General features: G+C 59.1%; 2 protein-coding genes. One reads left to right on the top strand and one right to left on the bottom strand.

Annotation, left to right across the window (positions count from 1 at the left end; translation table 11 throughout):
- Window positions 1-188, top strand: a 188-nt coding sequence (locus tag WCA10_RS13040; protein WP_472822962.1) for a hypothetical protein, incomplete at its 5' end; no start/stop codon positions are given.
- Window positions 189-293: 105 nt separating this feature from the next.
- Here the strand turns inward: WCA10_RS13040 and WCA10_RS13035 are convergent.
- Window positions 294-1,592, bottom strand: a complete 1,299-nt coding sequence (locus tag WCA10_RS13035; protein WP_472822961.1) for an IS256 family transposase — start codon at window positions 1,590-1,592, stop codon at window positions 294-296.
- Window positions 1,593-1,795 lie beyond the last annotated feature (203 nt).

Raw genomic sequence — 1,795 nt, 5'->3', positions numbered from 1 at the left:
TCGCGAGCGCGTTCAGTTCGCGTGTGCTGAAACGCTGGGACATTATTGCGATCATAGGCTCACGCAGCCGTTCCGGTCGAAAGGACCGGCGCATGAAGGGGACGAAGACACTACGCTGCTCCTCGGGCACTGCCTTCGCCACCTCCTGTACCATACTTTCCCAGGAGTCTTCGAACGACGTGACTTGAGCATACCTCTCTGCTGCCGCGACACGTTGCGAGTATGAGTCCTGAGGCCCAGAATCGGGAATGCCCGGAGTTCCGTTGAAAGCTGCGACTCCCGCGTAACCCACTCTACGACGCCTTTCTCCGTTTGACAACTTCTGACTTACCCGGCGCCAGAGCCTCCAATTCCTTGATGAGGGCCGGGATCTGTTTGTGTCCCTGGACTCTTCGGAATTGTTTCTCCGCGACCAGGAGTCCCGACCCTACCCAACGCTCCCGCTGGTCGCCTCCGTGCCATCGCTTCACGTTCTTGCAGACCTGCTCGACAATCGAGAATGCCGATTCGATCACATTGGTACTGGCCATGGTCCTTCGCAGTTGCATTGGGAGGCGAAGCCGGTGCACCGTCAGCGTCTCCTCCATCCCTTCTCCCAGACTCCGCGCCGCACTCGGATTCAGATCCATCAGTTCGCGATGCAACCGGTTCAGCGCTTCCTTGGCGGCGCCGTATTCTTCCATTGCGTAGGCTGCATTCAGTTTCTTGGACACGTCCGGTTTCTGTTCGTCGGTCAGATGATCCAGCACATTCCGCCGCTTGTGTACCTGGCAGCGCTGGATCGCCGCCGACTCACCGGCGTACTTCTTCACCGCCGCACTCAACGCTTTGCCGCCATCCAGAACGTAGAGTCGCGGCACAGTGAAATCGAGCCCGCGATTCATCAGATCGCCCAGTAGTTCGCCCACTACGGTCGTGTTTTCCGTCGCTCCTTGGCATATGCCCAAGATCGTTTTGCGCCCGTCTTCACAGATGCCCAACGCCGCCACCATCTGTTGTCCCGCAAACGGCGTCGCATCAATCAGCAAGGCACACAGCCGTGTCTTGTCTAGCCGGCGCTCCGTCATGTCCTTCAACTTCGCCCGGCTCGCCTCGATGAAATGTTCGCTGATCGCGCTCTTCTCCAGCCCGTAAGCTTCGATAAACTCGCGCACCGCCTGGCCGTATTTCCTGGTGCTCAGCCCGAGCATCAACTTCTCCCACACGGTCTCGGTCAGAGGCTCGCCGCGGTGGAACATCTCGTAGCTGCCCAGCCGAACTTCCTTGTCATCAGTCGTCCGCACGCGCGGCCGATCGATGGGCACTTTCTGTCCCATCACCACGCAATAGCCGCGCTCGCTGCCCCAGCGATTGGCCGTCCGTTCCGGCTGCCGCTGGCCGCGCTCGCCGGCCAGTTCGCGCACCTCTTCCTGCATCAACAATTCCATCAACTGCAAGCCAGCCTGACGGATCAATTCGCCCACGCCTTTGCGCAACCAGCCCACCATCTCGGCCATGGGCAGCACCATCTGCACTGCCGGGTCTCCGTCCGCGGCCATTGCCTCGAGCTGCTTGATGGCTCGCTGCGATTCAATTTGGTATGGTTTCTTCATGTAGCGACTCTCCTTTTTCCTGGAAGAAAAATTTCCCTGAGGCTATCACGCCTTGGGGAGTGAGAGTCGCTACTTTCTACGATCTACCGGGCATTCCCCCAGAATCGGATGCGCATCCGACGAGGCCAACCAGTATCAGCGAACACACGGTGCCGGAAACGGATTTGTTCATGCGTGGCTCCAGGCCGATTGCAATTATAACC

This window comes from Occallatibacter sp., from assembly GCF_049582745.1.
Taxonomy (GTDB): Bacteria; Acidobacteriota; Terriglobia; order Terriglobales; family Acidobacteriaceae; genus Telmatobacter.
Note: the sequence above shows the minus strand (reverse complement) of the source record. Positions and strands in the feature narration are given on the sequence as shown.

What these genes read in the sequence shown, in the direction of transcription:
- WCA10_RS13035 (WP_472822961.1), bottom strand. Translation starts at nt 1,592, where the DNA reads ATGAAGAAACCATACCAAATTGAATCGCAGCGAGCCATCAAGCAGCTC.